Source organism: Nonlabens sp. Asnod2-A12 (assembly GCF_045063745.1).
Taxonomy (GTDB): Bacteria; Bacteroidota; Bacteroidia; order Flavobacteriales; family Flavobacteriaceae; genus Nonlabens; species Nonlabens xylanidelens.
Map to the genome: position 1 here is coordinate 923,133 of NZ_JBEFOB010000003.1, position 17,894 is coordinate 941,026.

The 17,894-nt window shown below is 33.1% G+C and carries 16 protein-coding genes and 1 pseudogene; 11 read left to right on the forward strand and 6 right to left on the reverse strand.

All coding sequences use genetic code 11. The features are described 5' to 3' along the window. Positions 1 to 203: 203 nt before the first annotated feature. Positions 204 to 1,286, forward strand: a complete 1,083-nt coding sequence (locus tag ACJJVJ_RS04240) for a hypothetical protein (protein ID WP_405369244.1) — start codon at positions 204 to 206, stop codon at positions 1,284 to 1,286. A gap of 13 nt (positions 1,287 to 1,299) precedes the next feature. Here ACJJVJ_RS04240 and ACJJVJ_RS04245 read toward each other — a convergent pair. Then, positions 1,300 to 1,506 (reverse strand): annotated as a pseudogene (locus tag ACJJVJ_RS04245) (IS110 family transposase); the annotation flags it as partial. A 51-nt stretch (positions 1,507 to 1,557) separates the two neighbouring features. Here ACJJVJ_RS04245 and ACJJVJ_RS04250 point away from each other — a divergent pair. Further along, positions 1,558 to 3,585 (forward strand): YHYH protein, encoded by a 2,028-nt coding sequence (locus ACJJVJ_RS04250; RefSeq protein WP_405369246.1) that lies wholly within the window; start codon positions 1,558 to 1,560, stop codon positions 3,583 to 3,585. Between the two features lie 473 nt (positions 3,586 to 4,058). Beyond that, on the forward strand, positions 4,059 to 4,445 hold the full coding sequence (locus ACJJVJ_RS04255) for a mannose-1-phosphate guanylyltransferase (RefSeq protein ID WP_405369248.1): 387 nt from the start codon (positions 4,059 to 4,061) through the stop codon (positions 4,443 to 4,445). Positions 4,446 to 5,024: 579 nt separating this feature from the next. Here ACJJVJ_RS04255 and ACJJVJ_RS04260 read toward each other — a convergent pair. Continuing rightward, positions 5,025 to 6,206 (reverse strand): esterase-like activity of phytase family protein, encoded by a 1,182-nt coding sequence (locus ACJJVJ_RS04260; protein WP_405369250.1) that lies wholly within the window; start codon positions 6,204 to 6,206, stop codon positions 5,025 to 5,027. 348 nt (positions 6,207 to 6,554) lie between these two features. On the opposite strand from ACJJVJ_RS04260, the gene ACJJVJ_RS04265 reads away from it, so the two are divergent. Continuing rightward, the gene (locus ACJJVJ_RS04265; protein WP_405369252.1) at positions 6,555 to 6,896 is read left to right on the forward strand and encodes a hypothetical protein; all 342 of its coding nucleotides are present in this window, start codon (positions 6,555 to 6,557) and stop codon (positions 6,894 to 6,896) included. 202 nt (positions 6,897 to 7,098) lie between these two features. On the opposite strand, the gene ACJJVJ_RS04270 is transcribed toward ACJJVJ_RS04265, so the two are convergent. After that, positions 7,099 to 8,016, reverse strand: a complete 918-nt coding sequence (locus ACJJVJ_RS04270) for an AraC family transcriptional regulator (protein ID WP_104516724.1) — start codon at positions 8,014 to 8,016, stop codon at positions 7,099 to 7,101. 172 nt (positions 8,017 to 8,188) lie between these two features. Here ACJJVJ_RS04270 and ACJJVJ_RS04275 point away from each other — a divergent pair, with 172 nt between their 5' ends. Beyond that, complete coding sequence (locus ACJJVJ_RS04275; RefSeq protein WP_405369254.1) at positions 8,189 to 9,688, forward strand: aldehyde dehydrogenase family protein; 1,500 nt, start codon at positions 8,189 to 8,191, stop codon at positions 9,686 to 9,688. Positions 9,689 to 9,757: 69 nt separating this feature from the next. Next, positions 9,758 to 10,111, forward strand: coding sequence for a DUF779 domain-containing protein (locus ACJJVJ_RS04280; protein ID WP_405369256.1), 354 nt, complete (start codon positions 9,758 to 9,760; stop codon positions 10,109 to 10,111). 20 nt (positions 10,112 to 10,131) lie between these two features. Here the strand turns inward: ACJJVJ_RS04280 and ACJJVJ_RS04285 are convergent, their stop codons facing one another. Both ACJJVJ_RS04285 and ACJJVJ_RS04290 read right to left on the reverse strand, forming a co-directional pair. Continuing rightward, positions 10,132 to 10,803 (reverse strand): methyltransferase domain-containing protein, encoded by a 672-nt coding sequence (locus tag ACJJVJ_RS04285; protein ID WP_405369258.1) that lies wholly within the window; start codon positions 10,801 to 10,803, stop codon positions 10,132 to 10,134. A gap of 50 nt (positions 10,804 to 10,853) precedes the next feature. Then, the gene (locus tag ACJJVJ_RS04290; protein WP_405369259.1) at positions 10,854 to 11,777 is read right to left on the reverse strand and encodes a LysR substrate-binding domain-containing protein; all 924 of its coding nucleotides are present in this window, start codon (positions 11,775 to 11,777) and stop codon (positions 10,854 to 10,856) included. Positions 11,778 to 11,876: 99 nt separating this feature from the next. Between ACJJVJ_RS04290 and ACJJVJ_RS04295 the strand changes: the two genes are divergently transcribed. The 3 genes from ACJJVJ_RS04295 to ACJJVJ_RS04305 all read left to right on the forward strand — a co-directional run bounded on the left by ACJJVJ_RS04295 (position 11,877) and on the right by ACJJVJ_RS04305 (position 15,354). Next, positions 11,877 to 13,400 carry a catalase gene (locus ACJJVJ_RS04295; protein ID WP_405369261.1) on the forward strand — a complete coding sequence of 508 codons (1,524 nt, stop codon included), beginning with the start codon at positions 11,877 to 11,879 and terminating at the stop codon, positions 13,398 to 13,400. An 89-nt stretch (positions 13,401 to 13,489) separates the two neighbouring features. Next, positions 13,490 to 13,969, forward strand: a complete 480-nt coding sequence (locus tag ACJJVJ_RS04300) for an ankyrin repeat domain-containing protein (protein ID WP_405369263.1) — start codon at positions 13,490 to 13,492, stop codon at positions 13,967 to 13,969. A gap of 362 nt (positions 13,970 to 14,331) precedes the next feature. Continuing rightward, on the forward strand, positions 14,332 to 15,354 hold the full coding sequence (locus tag ACJJVJ_RS04305) for an adenosine deaminase (RefSeq protein WP_405369265.1): 1,023 nt from the start codon (positions 14,332 to 14,334) through the stop codon (positions 15,352 to 15,354). Positions 15,355 to 15,470: 116 nt separating this feature from the next. Here ACJJVJ_RS04305 and ACJJVJ_RS04310 read toward each other — a convergent pair whose 3' ends face one another. Beyond that, positions 15,471 to 16,214: a DUF6503 family protein gene (locus tag ACJJVJ_RS04310; RefSeq protein ID WP_405369267.1), complete on the reverse strand. Its 744-nt coding sequence runs from the start codon at positions 16,212 to 16,214 to the stop codon at positions 15,471 to 15,473. A gap of 55 nt (positions 16,215 to 16,269) precedes the next feature. Here ACJJVJ_RS04310 and smpB point away from each other — a divergent pair, with 55 nt between their 5' ends. After that, positions 16,270 to 16,734: an SsrA-binding protein SmpB gene (gene smpB / locus ACJJVJ_RS04315; RefSeq protein WP_104516734.1), complete on the forward strand. Its 465-nt coding sequence runs from the start codon at positions 16,270 to 16,272 to the stop codon at positions 16,732 to 16,734. Positions 16,735 to 17,091: 357 nt separating this feature from the next. Continuing rightward, positions 17,092 to 17,505, forward strand: a complete 414-nt coding sequence (locus ACJJVJ_RS04320) for a DoxX family protein (RefSeq protein ID WP_405369269.1) — start codon at positions 17,092 to 17,094, stop codon at positions 17,503 to 17,505. The last annotated feature ends 389 nt before the right edge of the window (positions 17,506 to 17,894 follow it).

The window sequence follows — 17,894 nt, forward strand, 5'->3', positions numbered from 1 at the left end:
GCTTAACCGAAAGTCTGTGTTTATTTATAAAGTCCGCTAAATATAAAATTTGGCATTTATAATAGAAAAGATAAAAGCAAAATATTTATATTTAGCTAAGTAATAAACCGAAACGAAGGTGCTTATCACCTGCCCTACGTTTCTTATACTGAACTTTGTGCGTCATTAGAGCAAACCGCTTCATACTGAAAACCTAAAAGTTTATGAATAAATACTTTCGAATAATAATTGTGTTGATATTTTGTTTTTTCTCATCCATTTGTTTTTCACAAGATTATTTAGTGACAAACGAAAACGACACTATTTATGGGAAAATTGAATGGAAAACCAATACAACAGTCTACATAGAAAACAAAGATGGTAAACAGAGGTTTAGAGCAAATGAGGCTAAAGGTTTTAAGCGAGGAGATTTCAAGTTTTCCTCTGTCAAAACAAGTATTCCAGAATTTCTTTTGGAGGTAAAAAAAGGTAAAATCTCATATTACAAAGAATCACATTTGAAATCGAGATTTACTTTGAATTATGTAAGACAAGTTTTTCTAGAATACAATGACAAAATTTATCCTATTGATGTTGATACGAACATTAAAGGAAGTGGATTCATAACCAATATATTTGGAGATATACAAGGTGCTGGTCAATTGGAATTTTACTCTTCAAATTTCAAATGGAGTTTTTATCAGATTTTAGGAAAAGAACATACTTTGTATCAACTCATTAAAAAGAACAATTATACATTTGAGGACATAGAGTTACTTGTTGATTTAGCGAATATCTCAATCGAAAATAAATCTGACTTTGAAAAACGCATAGATACTACATTAAAAAGCGGATATGCTCAAGGTTATGTAATTAAGAAAGAAAAAGATACAATTTTTGGTTCAATAAAAATGAACGGAAGATTTGTTTTGAGTGACAAAGTCAATTTCATTTCAAAAAGCGGAACAGAATCAAGTTATGACCCTAAAGAATTAATTGAGTTCAAAATTAATAATAGAACATATAAAAATGTTCAAATTAAAAACAAGTTAAAACACCTTGTTGAAATGATTGAGGGAGAAATTTCAATGTATCGTGATTTAAAAAAAGGACAAAGTTATTTGACTAAAGACTTCAAAGAATTTATAGCTGTCGACAAAAAAGAAAAATATCTGGAGTTACTTAAAGACAAACCTGAAATTTATAAACGAATCATCGATAACGAATACAAATATTTTGAAATTAAAAGTATTGTGAAATTATATAATAACGCACCACAACAAAGAACTGTGGTAAAAAACAAGTGAATTTCACTTCATTTCTAACCAATACACTTCTATATCCATCATCATATATTAATCCTGATTTTGCTATGGCAAAAGCCTTTTTTAAGAGCTTGTTACAGACAGCTATTAAGGCTAGTTTTTTACTCTTTCCTTTGGCTACTATCCGATCGTAAATTGCCTTGCATGCTTTGTTGTGTTTACAAGCATTAAAACTGCACATAAACAGTAATTTATCTCTTTTTTAAATTAAACTATTTAGAAAAAAAAGTGTCGAATAAACAAAATGTTTATAATGAAAAATTACTTAGTTTTAATACTCATTTGTTTATGTCAACAGCTCTTTGCTCAAGAAAACAACAACCAATTAACCGCTACCATAATTGGATCTGGTTCTCCTAAATTTAATACAGAACGTTCTGGACCTGCGGTATTAATATCCTATAAAGACACGAATATTTTGATAGATATGGGGAATGGTACTCAAGCCAATCTCAACAAATTGAACCTAAAAGTTAAAGACCTTGATGGTTTGCTTTTTACTCATCATCATTTAGATCACAACGAGGAGTTTGCCCCTATTTTTATTCAATCGCTGCTAGGCAGAAATAAAATAATTATTGCTGGTCCAAAACAAACAACCTCAATAATTGATAATATTCTTGAAAGTTATGAGGAAGATATTGAATATAGACTCTCAAAGTCAGGACGAAGATTAAGTAATGTTAAAGCCAACTTCATCGCTAAAAACTTGACAGGAAACACCCCATTAAACATAGGAGATATAAAAATCACATATACCGCTGTAAATCATACGATAGAAACCTTAGCCTATCGTTTTGATGCAGGTGGTGAATCTATTGTAATTTCTGGAGATTTAACATACTCGCAATCCTTACCTATTTTGGCTAACAATGCCGATTATTTAATAATGGATTCTGGTGGAGCTATTGAATTAGGAAAAAATAGAAATACTACAAGAAATAATAAAAATAGAAGCGATACTAAGACTAAAGAAAAAGCACACGTCAATTTGAAGGAAAGTTCACTAATGGCAAAAGAAGCCAATGTTAAAAATTTAGTATTAACGCATTTCAACTTTACAAATGTTGATGAAGAAAACACAACTGCAGAAATTCGCAAAAACTATGTGGGCACAGTTCTATATGCTAAAGACCTGATGGTATTACCCTTAGTAAATGATATTCATAATCATAATGGCATATCACACTCGCACAATAATGAACACTTGCCAGAAATAAAGAACTCTAACAAGGAAAAATTACCACTTCAAAGTGAAGTTTCTATAACAGAAGATAAAAAGAACGATGTTAGAATTATAAAATCCAATGCCATTCCAAATCATACTGTTGGTCAATTTCCTACTAAAGGAAATCCAAACACAATTACAGAACAAAACAAGGAATATTCTATTGATTTGACACCAACATTAGCAAACAAAATCACCTATGTTTATGATTTAGGAATTGATAAGGGAAGACCAAGTTATGTATTTGGTGTTGCTATTAACGGCGTAAAATTTGAGCCTTCTGCCAACGAATATTTTAGAAACGTAGAATCAAATGAACCTAATTACGAATGGACGCTAGAACCTTTGAGTGAAGAAGTTAACTTAGGTGAAGATTATAACAATGCCCATGTTCAACCCAATGGAGAATACCATTACCATGGAACACCTACTGGTTTGGTTGCCAATTTTGATAACAACAAAATGTCTTTAGTGGGTTGGGCTGCTGATGGATATCCGATGTATTATAAAATGGGTTATGCAGACCCAATGGATGCAAATAGCCGTGTTATTCAATTAAAATCTAGTTATATTTTAAAACGAGGTGAAAGACCAGGTGATGGTATTTCTGCACCAAATGGAACGTACTCTGGAAAATATGTGCGTGATTACGAATACCAGAATGACTATGGCGATTTAGATGAATGCAACGGAAGAACTGGAGTAACTCCAGAATTTCCAAATGGCACATATTATTATGTAGTTTCTGACGAATTTCCTTCCGCTAGCAGGTGTTTTATGGGAACACCAAGTAATGATTTTAAAATTGGTGGAGGAAGAAAACAGCAAACAGTCCAAGGGCAAAATAAACCACAGCAAAGACAACAATCATCACAAAATCAAGGAGGTAAAAAATCTGCAAATTTTAGTGATATGCTCAAAAAAATGGACTCCAATAATGATGGGAAAATATCCATATCTGAAGCCAAAGGAAATCTAAAACAAAATTTTCAGAATAGAGACAAAAACAAAGATGGTTATATCACACAAGATGAAATGACAAGAAGAAACTGACAAAAACTGGTTACCATGAAGAACCGCTCTAAAAAAACAAGCTAATTTTACTTCATTTCTAACAAGAACACTTCTATATCCATCATCATATATGAAACCTGATTTTGCTATTATACAGGAATATTAACTTACTCCTGCTCTATCGTTTATAAGACCTGTGAGGCACATGAATTCTAAAATAGTTTTGTACTTTCACATCTACAACCTTAACCAAAGCAACAGCATACCAATGGAATGCCTCATTCGCATTATACCTTTGGCTGTTTTAGTGCATTTGAGAAACCAATGAACAGAGAGAAAAATATTTGTATAGAATGTGAATCTGAATACTTTAAAGATAGTTCGAAAATGACAGATTTATGCCCAGATTGCACTCATCATCTATATGATTATCCAAATTGTGAGCATGAATTTGAAAACGAAAATTGTTCAAAATGTGGTTGGAATGGTAAGACATCAAAATATTTAACTTAATGAAACCTGAATTAAAATATATCGAATTGAAAAGTGGATTTGGAGATACTGGACCTGCTTGGATTGGAATAGCGGAATTCTCAAAATCTGGTCGAACTGTGTATTTTAATGGAAAAGCTCTTAAAAGCTCAAATGCACAAGGAATCGCTGGAAACTACTATGACATAGAAAACGGAGATGAATATTGGATTTCAGGAATAAAGAAAAACGGAACTGACCGACATTGGGCTGGAGGCGGAAAGATAATGATTGACCGAAAAGTTGTAGACTTATATTTAAGCCTGGTTGACTTCAATGTTTTAGATAAAAATCGATTCGAATTGACAGATATTATCGCAACTGACAAACAAAAATTTGCAGAAATAGAAAATAAAAAACTTAATTAAAACCTTGACAATAAATAAATTACATAAATTTTATAAACTGATTGCATATTTTTTAATTGCAATAAGTATCATTTTGGTTTTAACACCGATTGACAACTTATTAATTCAAGACAAATTCGGAATTGTTTTAGTTATGAATATTGGTTTTCATATGTTTTATCACCTAATTAGTATTTTACCATTAAAACAATTGAATTGGATTAAAGTCAATTCAACAGTACAAAATATTGCTTTCAAGGGTATTATGTTAATGTCCTATTTTATTCCTATTGCTTGTATTTTGGCTTCAGTTATTATTATTACGGAATCATTTTCAAATCAAGAATATTACAAACTGACTGTACTATTAGTTTTTTCGGGAGTAATACTTGGAGCTCTAAAATTGAATTTGAAATTAAAGAGTTGGAGAAAAAACACACTACAACAAAGAACCGCTCTAAAAAACAAGTGAATTTCATTTCTAACAAGAACACTTCTATATCCATCATCATATATGAAACCTGATTTTGCTATTGTAAAAGCATAATCAACATATTTCTGGTTTACCATAAGTTTCTCCTTTTTGTAGGAAAGCCTAGATTAATTTGCGATACTTTGTTCTATTTCAAATAAAATGAATTGGTTCAATTGTGGTCCATAAAGACTGAAGTTATTATCGGCTACCACGACTAGAGAGCGGTTGCCGTTTTTAAAATCTGGCCCGAGGGTAATTCCTTCTATATTATCGACCACAGCGTTAGTTAATTGAGCTCTTATGGTTTCAAAATTAAAGAGCAACTTCTTAGTTACACCAGTATAGTTACTGCCTTTTAAACTTTTTATATCTCTTACATCAGTAGCATTAGTCGCATCTACCAGGTATATTTTTACCGTATTACCACCATCCTTATATCCCATAGAATAAGATCGTTCTAAAACTAAGAATTTGTTTAGCTCATATTCTACAAGCTCTACAAGACCGTTAATCTCAAATGTAGTACCGTTTATAGCAGGACGCTCCACTTTATCCAGAGCATAAACTATTTCTTTCTCAAAGCGTCCAGTCTCCTTATTGATATAAGCTATTCTCACAGGAGAATTATTTTCTTCTACAGTAGGTTCTGTTCCATCTTCTTTTAAAGGCAATTCCATAGCGACCCAATAACCTTTTTTATCTAGGCTCAACGACACACCTTCAAAAACCCCATTGTGGTGCGGTCCATAACCTGCCTGGTTACTAGGTAAAAAACGACTGGCTAGTGGTATCTCTTTTACTAACTTACCGCTAGAATTTACCATATGTACAAAGGGTTTTACACCTTTCTTTATATTTCCCTCACTGGTCCAGACAAAGTTACCGTTATCATACCTTATCGATTCTGGGTCTACTGTCCCGTTAGGTATAACTATTCCATGACTATCCTTAAATTTTATAAGCTCATTGAGAGCTATAGAATTAAAACCCTTGTGATTATAAGAAATATCCATTTTATAAAATCTAGGCAGGTCTGTATCATCACTTATAGCATACCAGGCACCATTTCCATAATCTATACCTGATAAGCCTCCTACTCTAGTGTTCTCAAAAATGGTAGTATCTGGCAATACATATTCGTCAATAAATCTTAAGCTAATCGGTGTGTCGGCAGGTTTTAATTTTGTGGTATTTCCACAAGAAACCACCATCATTAAAATAAGAAATACAAAAAAGGTTTTTACTAGTTGAATCATCCTTATATCTTTAAAGAAACTAGAGTCTCTTAGCGCAAATTTAATCTTCATATCAACATCTATATATGAAAATCTATAGACATCATTTTTATACCCAACCACATGCAATTATAGAATAGATATAAATGTCAAAGGTACTACCATACCGCCATGATTTTAAGTTATGAAGCTACTTTTACCTCATCACCACCTATAGGAATATCCCATTGCTACAACACACCAGTTAGTTACAAGTTCTTTAAAATAGATACACATTAAAACGACTCACTTCATAACAACTACTTTAAAACCAAAATATCTTACTTTTATACACTGCTACTCATGGCACCTAGAACAATCGTGCAGGCGATTATATAGAACCATGCCGTTATCCACCTAAGTCAGTAAGTTATTATCTCTATGCGCGTTATTAAGCAAATTCTTATTTACCTATTATGGTATCTAGTGGCACTATTTCTAGGCTTTTTGCACATGCGCATTATGCTAGGACCACAACCTGAATATAACGATGGAATTCTGTCTATATTTAATTGGGTATATGAGGCAGCTTTAATAGTCAGCACGAGTATAATGGGCAGCATTATCGCAGTTCTATTTATTCTTTTTGACCTCTTTTATTTACGTAAAAAATTATCAGGAAAATCACATCACCTCATCACACGCCTTGCAGTTATGGTAGTCATAGCTTTAATTGTGATAGGATTTCATTATTTACACGATTTTATATTTAATGTCGTCTAGTTACTTTTTGAGAGTATTAATAGATGGATGTTTATCTCGCTTTCGCGAAAGCGGAATTAAAACCAACTCATTAACCATTTAAACACTCCATACCTAGTACAAAATCACGTGCTACTCTTTGCACCTAGACCATTCTCTCAAAACGCTCTACATAAAGACTATGTTAGAGACAACAGCATGTAGAAAAAGTAAATTTTATCTATTAAGAAATAATAGACTTCTTGAATTGTTGTGGTGTCATTAATTCCATTTTCTTAAACTGTCTATTAAAATAACTCGTGTTATTAAATCCAGATTTAAAGGCAATCTCTGACATTCTAAAATCTTCAGAACTCTTAATGAGCTTCTTAGAGAATTTAATCTTCTCAGAATTGATGTAATCTATGGGAGATATGCCCAGTGTATTCTTAAACTGTTTATGGAAATTAGAGGTGCTCATGTAGGCCTTTTTGGCAAGTAGATCTACGTTTATGTCCTTATTAGTCAGGTTATCCTTAATAAATTTGATAACCGTACCTATTCTGGTATCATTAAAAATTTGATGTGGATCGTTTATGATCAGTGACTTTGCCTTAGTCTGTAACAGTCTTACTATCAACTCTTGAATCATTAAATCTAGCAACACATCCTTAGACTTATTGTTATTAGTAAACGTATAGGTAAGGCGTTCTATAAGGTGATTTACATCTGTATTATTAATTAAATGAGAGGCAGTCTGGTCCAGGTCCCAATTGTTATTCTCATTTTCTATAGCCACATGCTGATTGAACTTTTCTACTACTTCATTGATCTTAAAAGCATCTATACCTAGTGCGAGGCACTGTGTAGGGTTATCGCTAGTAGCTATAGGGAAATCTATGACCATCTCTTTATGTGTAGGCATTACTACAGACTCTCCTGGAAAAAAATCAAAGGATTCAAAACCCTCAAGATGCATCACTTTCTTACCGGTGAGCATGCTGGCTATTATAGGAAAATCAAAGGTGAGCGATACTTTCTCTGCAAAGGCATGGGTTTCATATATATTAAGCTCTGCATAGTCAGCATTATACGTCGTTCTATTCTCTACGAGAGTAGTGATTTTTCTAACGTTATTATGTTGATTTAAAATGGGCTTCATACTCAATATTACAAAATTTTAGAACAAGAATTGCTAAATAATAGATATGTTCAAAATTTTGATCTATATGTTCAAGAAAATTAGGATATGATAAAATAACTTTAACAAAACTAAAGATACCATAATCTTTAAGTATAAAAATTACCTTATTACTAATTAAATACCTATTCAAATGAGTTATTCAAAACCTAAGTTTAAAGAAAAGTATTCTAATTTTATCAATGGAAAATTTGTCGCACCGCTGGGTGGACAATATTTTGATAACACCTCTCCTATTGATAATAGTCTTATAGCCCAATATCCTAGATCACAAAAAGAAGATGTAGAACTAGCACTAGATGCAGCAAATGCAGCAAAGGAAGCCTGGGGAAACACGTCTGCCACAGAGCGTTCTAATCTATTAAATAAAGTAGCCGATATCATAGAAGCAAATCTTGAAGAATTTGCGATAGTAGAAACTTGTGATAATGGTAAACCTATACGTGAGACCTTAAATGCAGATATACCACTTGCCATAGATCACTGGCGTTATTTTGCTGCCTGTATACGATCTGAAGAAGGAAGCGCGTCTGAACTGGACCAGCACACCTTATCCATGAATATCAAAGAACCTCTAGGTGTTATAGGACAAATTATACCCTGGAATTTCCCTTTACTCATGTTATCATGGAAATTACCACCAGCACTAGTAACAGGTAATTGCGTGGTCTTAAAACCTGCAGAGCAAACACCATCTAGTGCGACATTATTAATGGAAAAAATAGCCGATGTCTTCCCTCCAGGAGTGATTAATATCGTACATGGTTTTGGTCCTGAAGCAGGTAAACCTCTAGCCTCTAGTGCAAAGGTAGATAAGGTGGCTTTTACAGGAGAAACCACAACAGGACAGTTAATCATGCAGTATGCTTCTAAGAACTTAAATCCTGTAACTATGGAATTAGGTGGTAAGTCTCCTAATGTGTTCTTTAACTCTGTTATGGACCATGACGATGCTTATCTAGATAAAGCTGTAGAAGGTGCTGTACTGTTTGCTTTTAATAAAGGTGAAGTATGTACCTGCCCATCTAGATTACTCGTACAAGAAGATATATATGACGCTTTTATGGAACGTGTGGTAGATAGAACTAATGCTATTATACAAGGCAATCCATATGAACTTTCTACTCAAGTAGGTGCGCAGGCGTCCAAAGATCAATATGAGAAAATACAGTCTTACTTTAAAATAGGTAAAGAAGAAGGTGCCAAAGTATTAACCGGTGGAGATGCTAACCATCTAGAAGATAATCTAGCAAACGGTTTTTACATACAGCCTACGATACTAGAAGGACATAACAAGATGCGTGTTTTTCAAGAAGAGATCTTTGGTCCTGTACTATGTGTGACTAAATTTAAAGATGAAGCCGAGGCTATAGAAATAGCAAACGATACACTTTATGGTCTAGGTGCTGGAGTATGGACTCGTGATGCACACCAACTGTATCAAATACCTAGAGCTATAAAAGCTGGTCGTGTATGGGTGAACTGTTATCATGCTTATCCTGCACATGCACCATTCGGTGGTTATAAGAAATCAGGTTTCGGTAGAGAAAATCATGTGATGATGTTGAATTACTACAGACAGACTAAAAACATGCTTATCTCTTATGATAAGAATAAATTAGGCTTCTTTTAGAAACAAACTTTAAATAATTTAAAAGGCTGGATAAAGAAAAGTCCAGCCTTTTTTTTAATCATTTCAATTATGGAAAGAATAGCAATAACACCAGAGGCTGCAAAGATTCTAGAACAATTAAAGGAAAAACACGGCGAGTTGATATTTCATCAAAGTGGTGGCTGTTGTGATGGGTCTGCTCCTATGGTTTTTGAAAAAGGAGATATGTATCTGGATGATAGCGATGTACTCTTAGGTACTTTAAATGATGTAAATTTTTATATGAATCAAGATCAATTTGAATACTGGAAACACACGCATTTAACGGTAGACATTACAGAAGGTCGTGGAGCAAGTTTCTCACTAGAAATACCGCTAGGATTGCGGTTTTTTATTCACTCAAGACTTTTAACAAAAGAAGAACGAGTTGCTTTAAATCAGTAAATAACATAGAAAAACAAATCCTAAAACACCTCATATAACCTTGTTACTATTACACCTTTACCTGGTTCTAATGTGGTGCGTATTAATAGAGTTTCTTTCTTTACCTTAAAATGAAATGGCGCAGCGGTTAATTGAATACCGCTTTGCTGTTTAAGACGTATGCCTTGTCCTGAAATGATGTCTTTATTGGCTATAAAATCCTGTTCCGGTAAGTGTTCTGTTAGGATAACATACTTATAGTCTTGTAATTTATTAACGATGGAAGAGACTTCGTCGTTAGACAGGTGTTGTAAAACCTGCCTGATAATAACGCAATTTGCTGCTGGTAATGGATCTACTGCAATGTCTAGACAGTAAAAATCTAGATTATCCTGTTTAAAATTGGTTTTATTATATTCAATAAGATCTGCTACTATATCTACCGCTTCATATCTTTTTACATAAGGAAGAAGTTGTTTTCCTATATTAAAATCGCCACAACCTAAATCGCATACCGTAATCGGTTCTTCAAATGATTTAAAAAAAGAACTTACCGCATTAATGTATGGTGTCACAATCTGTAAATCATGAGAACCATCTCCAGAATAAAATGGAGAACTGTTATTACCCCATAAATTCTTTTCATACACCTGATTCATAGCCATTCTAGTAGGCCATGGTGTTTTAATTCTTTTGGTCTTTTCTTCTTTCATAATTTAAATCTACTAGCACTACTCTATCGATATATTTTTAAATTAAAGATTTATCTCCAATTGATCTTCATGAAGTTTTTATTTTTGATAAAATCAGCAGGTATTTTTTCTAGTATTTCATCTCTCAGTGCTTCAATTAAAATGTCTTTAGAAAAAGAATGATGTGTCACCATACTTACTTCTCTTATAGGTTTAGGCTCTACAAATGGAATGCTACAACCAGCATCTTTAGGACTTATGGCCATTTCTGGTACTAAGGTATAACCGCCATAATTATCAACCATTTTTTTTAAAGCCTCTATAGAACCACTCTGAAATTTTATGCTCTTATTATTATCTGTGTTATTACATATGTTTAAAACCTGATTTCTAAAACAATGCCCATTTTCTAATAACCAGACGTTTTTTATACTTTCAATTTCTCCTGCAGTGATGCTTGATTTATTTTTGAGTTTATCACTATTCTGTCCATAGAATACAAAAGGTTCATTATACATTTTAATTTCCCTAATAGACGGCTCGTTTAATGGAGTCACTAAAATCCCTAAATCTATTTCTTTCTTTTGCAATGCAGCGATAATATCATCTGATTGCATTTCTTTAATTTTAAGTACAGCATTAGGATATTTATCTGAAAAAGAACCTGAAATGAGTGGTATAAGGTATGGAGATATGGTAGGTATAATTCCCATTCTATATACACCATCTATATTATTAAGCTCTGTCGTCACCATATTTTTAAGGTCACCTACTTCTCGCAGTATAACTTTGGATTTTTGAATAAACATGACACCTAATTCTGTAGGTTGAAATGGTGATTTTCTTTTATCAAAAATAGAAAAGCCTATCTCGTCCTCTAATTTTTTAACCTGTATAGTAATAGTAGGTTGAGTAACAAAACACTTATCTGCAGCTGTTACAAAATGCCTGTAGGTATCCAAAGCCACTACATATTCTAATTGTTGTAAAGTCATTTTATTAATTTAATCAATACAAATATAAAAACTATTAATTTGATTAATAAGTTAAACGCTCAGATATTTGCCACCTCAATTAACAACGTAATAATAAAGATGAAAAAACTAGTTACTTTAATCGCAATTTCCATAGGCTTGCTTGCAACTGCACAAAACAGCAACGAGAGCACTATGACTACTAATAATGGTGCTCCTGTAGGAGATAATCAAAACTCTAAAACTGTAGGGGAATACGGTCCTGTTTTATTAGAAGATATACATCTAGTAGAAAAACTAGCTGCCTTTGATAGAGAGCGCATACCAGAAAGAGTAGTACACCCTAGAGGTGCAGGTGCATCAGGATACTTTGAAGCAACCAAAGATATGTCTGATTATACAAAAGCAGTATTATTTTCTAATGCTGGTAAAAAGACAGATCTAGCCGTACGTTTCTCTACGGTAATACATGGTAAAGGATCTCCAGAAACGGCTAGAGACCCACGTGGATTTGCTGTAAAATTTTATACAGAACAAGGTAATTATGATATCGTAGGGAATAATCTACCTATATTCTTTATCAGAGATGCCATTAAATTCCCAGACATGGTGCATTCTTTAAAACCATCTCCAGTTACAAATAAGCAAGATCCTAATAGAATCTTTGACTTCTTTTCAAATGTTCCAGAAGCGACACACATGTTTACAAGACTTTATACCGATTTAGGGATTCCTAAAGGTTACCAGTTTATGAATGGAAGTAGTGTACATGGTTATAAGTGGATTAATAAAGCTGGAAAAGTAACTTATGTAAAATATTCATGGGTTTCTAAACAAGGAGAAAAAAATCTAACCGTTGAAGAAGCATCTGCACAACAAGGTAAAGACTGGCAACATGCCACAGTAAGTTTACGTAAAGATATAGCAGACGGTAATTTCCCTCAATGGGATTTATATGTTCAAATGATAGAGCCTAAAGATCTTCATTCCTTTGATTTCTGGCCACTAGACGCGACAAAAGACTGGCCTGCAGATAAAATTGAAAAAATCAAAATTGGGACAATGACATTAAACCAGAATCCGATTAACTATTTTGAGCAAGTGGAGAGTATTGCATTTTCGCCTGGAGCGTTAATACCTGGAGTAGAACCATCTGAAGATAAGTTATTACAAGGTAGATTATTCTCTTACTTTGATACACAAAGACATAGATTAGGTCCTAATTTCCAACAACTAACGATTAACAAACCTCTAGAAGAACCTAACAACTACAACTCTGACAGTTGGGGTAGTTATGGTAATAAAAGGTTTAAAAATCCTGATGTAAACTACCAGCCTAGTACAAGGGTAGATTTAAAAGAAGATACTCAATACAAGCAATCTGAAACAACGCTGTCTGATGTGACTATTACACAAAAGAAAATTACAAAGACCAATGATTTTGCACAAGCTGGTGATTTTTATAGATCTCTATCAAAAGGAGAACAAGATAATTTAATCAAAAACTTAGCTGGTGATTTAGGTCAGGTAACTGATAGAGCTATTAAAATGAAGATGATTACCTTTTTCTATAAAGCAGACAGGAATTACGGTATAAGAGTCGCTGAGGCTCTAGGTTTCTCAGCAAAAGATTTTAGAAATTAAAAATAAATTTTAAAAAGAGGATGCATTAAAACGTCCTCTTTTTTATCTCAATTATTATGAAACATATCATTACATTAATCTTATTAATTATGACTGCAACCCTAAACGCACAGTCCATTTTTGAGTACTCAAGAAATGGAGATATAAAAAATCTAGAAGCACTTTATCAGGTAAGTAACGATACCATTAATAGTGTGGACAGTAAAGGTTTTACACCATTAATACTTTCTGCATATAATAATCAAACAGAAACTGTTTCTTTTCTTGTAAACAAAAAAGCAAATCTTAATGCAAAAGACCTATCAGGTAATACAGCATTAATGGGAGTTTGTTTTAAAGGAAGTTTTGAAATCGCAAAACTACTTATCGACAATGGTGCGGATGTTGATCAGCAAAATTTTAACGATGCAACAGCATTGATATATGCCAGCACCTTTGGACATACAGAGATCGTAAAATATTTACTAACTCATAATGCAGATAAGACCATTCTAGATAATAGAGGGAATACGGCTCTTAAACATGCTCAAATGCAAGGCAACACCGAGATAGTAGAACTATTAAAATAAAATTACTTAGTTAAGTTAGTTATGTTTTTTCACAATTAAGTAAAGAAAAGCTCTAGATATCTAGAGCTTTTTGCATTTATAGCTATGAACTACGTCTTTGTCTTTTACGCCTTTTCACACGCCATGGGGCGTTTAATATTAGGCATTTCTAATTACGATATTAACTCCTTATCAAATTTGTAAAACCACCACCATATGAATTCATAATAACTCTATCACTTATTAGCATTATGGTAATCTATAGGTCTTTTTTAATGCGTTAACTTTGCTTTTTCTAATAATAATCACATCCTTATATTTTAAAATGAAGCTTGAAGTTTCTAAAAATATAAAACGATGTCGCTTAATAAATAAACACCCACATGGAATCAACTGACTTAATGAACATCATTCAAGGAATTCCCAAGGCAGAACTTCATTTACATATAGAAGGTAGTTTTGAACCTGAATTGATGTTTCAAATAGCCAAAAGAAATAATATCACTCTAAATTATGAATCTATAAATGCTTTAAAAAAAGCCTATAAATTTAATAACCTGCAGGAATTTCTAGACATCTACTACACAGGTGCTCAAGTACTTTTAAAGGAAGAAGATTTTTATGACCTTACTTGGGCTTATTTAACTAAAGTACACAGTCAGAATGTGGTACATGTAGAGGTATTTTTTGATCCACAAACGCATACAGAAAGAGGTGTTGATTTTAAAGTAGCTATTACTGGTATTTATAAAGCTCTAGAAAAAGCTAAGGAAGAATTACACATATCCTATCGATTAATCATGTCCTATTTAAGGCACATGACAGAAGAAGAAGCATTTAAAACTCTTGAAGAATCTTTACCATTTAAAGACTGGATTCATGGTATAGGCCTGGACTCTTCTGAGGTAGGAAATCCTCCTAGTAAATTTAAAGAGGTCTTTAAGGCGTCTGCAGCACAAGGCTATAAACTTGTTGCTCATGCAGGAGAAGAAGGCCCAGCAGACTATATCTGGGAAGCTCTAGACGTTCTTAATGTAGTAAGAATAGACCACGGTAATAGATGTTTAAGTGATGACGCACTGGTAGACAGATTATTAAAAGAGAACATGGCTCTTACCTTGTGTCCTTTAAGTAATCTAGAGCTTAAAGTGATAGATAAACTAGAGGATCATCCGGTTGCAAAAATGCTAGATAAAGGTATTCTAGCCACCATACATTCTGACGACCCTGCTTACTTTGGTGGTTATATGAATGAGAATTATTATGAAACAGCAAAGGCTTTAAACTTAACTAAGGATCAATTACAACAACTGGCTATCAATGCCTTTGAGGCAAGCTGGTTAAATGATAGCGATAAGAAAAAGCACATTACTGATGTGAAAAATTATTTCCTTTCATTAAATTAATATAGATCGATTGCCCTACTCTTACCGGTGCTCTACTCTATCTTTAGAAGGTGGATATCATAAAAAAGGCTCACATGAATGTGAGCCTTTTTTTATTTATTATAAGGAGTGAAATGTTATTTATTGGCTTTGAAACTAGCTCTTTCTAGTTCTATTTTACTCAACAACTCCAATTGATCTTTCTCAAAAAGATCGTCCATATTAAATAGTTCAGGATCTATTTTTGTCGATTTATAATTATTGTAATCCTGTATAATTACACCGTTTTTGTTTCTACGGTTTACGCTTTCGCGAAAGCGATAACCACATTCTTCTTCACAGTAAGAATACGCTAGATAATCGATAAGGTGGTCTTGCTGGTTGATCCAGTAAACAAAAACGTCTTCATGATCTTCTCCACCACCTTCTTCATTAAAAGTTACTTCTATTTCATGATATGACTTTCCTTTAATGCTGTCTTGTCCTATGTATTTTAGGTTAATAGCATCGCCATCTAGACTATAAGGAAGCTGGGCAAAATATATAACAGAGTTAAGACTCGCACTGTATCGCTGGGATAAAGAGTCTGGTAAATTAATCTTTGCATCATTGCTATAACGGTAAAAACCACTGTTGTTAAGTCTATCTAGAATAGCGTCCTCACCTATCGTTAGATGACGTTCATAATTATAATTACCGCCTTCTCTTTTTACAGAATAATCTATACCTCTAAATGTAAAATCTAGCTTCCCTTGTGATGCAAGGTCCGTCCCATGAGCTTTCATGGTTTCCATCATTATCGATCGAGGGTCTGGTGTATTAGAATCGCAAGAAATAAGAATCGCTGCGCTGCAAATAAATAGTAAAAAAATCTTTCTCATTTCACAAAGATATAAGAGAATCCCTAAAGGATTAAGGTATATTTGTCCTTTAATTATGGATTTTAAGAACAAAATAGAAATCAAGAATCGTAAAGCGCGATTTGAATACGAGATTCTTGATAAATACACCGCTGGTATTGTACTAGCAGGAACTGAGATAAAAGCTATACGATTAGGTAAAGCAAGTATCGCCGAGGGTTTTTGCGAGTTCAAGAATAATGAATTGTTTATTATTAATATGACAGTTCAAGAATACTCTCATGCTACTTATTTTAATCATGCGCCTAAACAAGAACGTAAATTACTTCTTAACCGTAAAGAATTAAAAAAACTAGAAAAAGGCGTTGCTAACTCTGGTAACACTATTGTACCGCTGCGCTTATTTGTTAATCAAAAAGGTCTAGCCAAAATAGATATCGCCCTAGCTAAAGGTAAAAAATTACACGACAAAAGAGAAACTCTTAAGGATCGTGATAATAAAAAACGCCTGGATCAGATTAAAAAAGAATTTAGAACATAATGGTTCTATTTATTATTTATTTATTTTTTAAGCAACTGTCTCTGTATCAAACCCTTTTGACTTCCAACTGCGTTGCATAATCTGTTTTCTCTTCGGCTGAAGGGAAAGGCCGGACTGAGATTGGATTGCTACATTCTGATTATTTAAAATTTGTTGCGATAAAAGCTTTCCCTAGCCCTAAAGGGTAGGTTTCTATTTCTTTATTCTAAAAAATACAACTTTATTTTCCGCATCCTTTAAGGTTGAGAAGCGTTAAATTCATGAATTAAATAAGAAGTCTGCAGGGATGGTAAAATAGAAACCGTGAACATTTCATGATAACTAAAAGTTATTTTTGTTTTTAATAAAACTACTTTTATGAAATCCTATATTCTACTCTTTACTCGTTTGTTATTAGGTATTATTTTATTCTGGCAAGGATTAGGTAAAATAGCTACATGGGGAATTGATAATGTATACAAAAATGGTTTTGCTAGTTTTGAAGATAGTTTCTTACCCAACTTTGTGTTGAAATTTACAGTTTACTTTACTTCTTATGGAGAGTTTCTCACAGGAATTCTACTCGTATTAGGCTTTTTCAGAAAGCTATCTTATGGTGTAATCGCTCTTATTCTTTTAATTGTTTCTTTCGGTCATGGTATGCAATCTCCTATATGGGATTTACAAAATGTTTTTATACGAGCGGTATTACTAGTTTTTATAGCATGGTTTTATAAAGACGACTCTTTAAACATAGATAGGTTTCTATTCAAAAATAAAGAGGTCGTTTAAATCAAAATTTCTTAATTAAAAAAACACCGCGTCAAACCTTTTTGGTTTGCAACTGCGTTGCATAACTTGTTTTCCCTTCGGCTGAAGGGAAAGGTTGGACTAAGATTAGATTACAATCTTATGGTTTGATTACTAGCAATTATAAAGAACTTGCTGTGGTATAAAGCTTTCCCTTTTTCTAAAAGTAATTTTTACCGAAACCTTTCCCTAGCCCTAAAGGGTAGGTTTCTATTTCTTTATTCTAAAAAAAATACAACTTTATTTTCCGCACCCTTTAGGGTTGGGGAACGGAAAATTATCAAATTTAACAAGGGGTTTGCAGTGATGTAATTGACTTTTTTTTCAACCTATTTGTATACTTTTTCAAATCTCAGGCAACTATTTTAAAA